Raw genomic sequence first — 713 nt, forward strand, 5'->3', positions numbered from 1 at the left:
GGCCCAGCAGGTCAAGGCCGCACTGGAGCAGTCGTTCCGGCTGCCCCTGCCGGCCTCCCTCACCCACGACCACCCCACGGTCCGCGCGCTCGCCCAGTTCGTCGACGGGCAGCTCGCCCCGGCGCCCGCGGCGTGACGGTCGGACAGTTCGACAGAGACGGCACATCACCATGAACGACATACCGAGGGAGCGCTGGACGCTCCACCACTCCGCCCGTGCCCACGCCGGCACCCGCCCCGACCACCCCGCGATCATCTGCGAGGGGCACGTCACCACCTACAACAAGCTGCACCGCGACAGCAACCGCGCCGCGCACGCCCTGCACACCAGCGGGGTACGGCACGGCGACCGGGTCGCCTACCTCGGCCGCGAGTCCGCGAACTACTACCTCGTGATGATCGCCTGCGCCAAGGCGGGCGCCGTCCTGGTGCCGGTCAACTGGCGGCTCACCCCGAACGAGGTCGACCACATCCTGCGCGACTCCGGCGCCACGCTGATCTTCGTGGACGACGAGTTCTGGGACACCGTCGCCGCCGTACGGCCCCAACTGCGCGGCCTGCGCCGGGTGATCCGGGTCGACGGCACCGACGCCGACGGCGAACCCGCCCGCGGCGCCGGACTGCTCGCCTGGGCCGCGGACCAGCCCGAGACCGACCCGGCGCCCGGCACCGGACCCGACGACGCCGTCATCCAGATCTACACCAGCGGCACC

1 protein-coding gene is annotated in these 713 nt (G+C 72.8%); it reads left to right on the plus strand.

Annotated elements, in window-relative coordinates; genetic code table 11:
- Nucleotides 1-170: 170 nt before the first annotated feature.
- Nucleotides 171-713, plus strand: a 543-nt coding sequence (locus CCN72_RS36555; RefSeq protein ID WP_244174664.1) for an AMP-binding protein, incomplete at its 3' end; no start/stop codon positions are given.

It is taken from the genome of Streptomyces murinus (genome assembly GCF_002154555.1).
Classification (GTDB): domain Bacteria; phylum Actinomycetota; class Actinomycetes; order Streptomycetales; family Streptomycetaceae; genus Streptomyces; species Streptomyces murinus.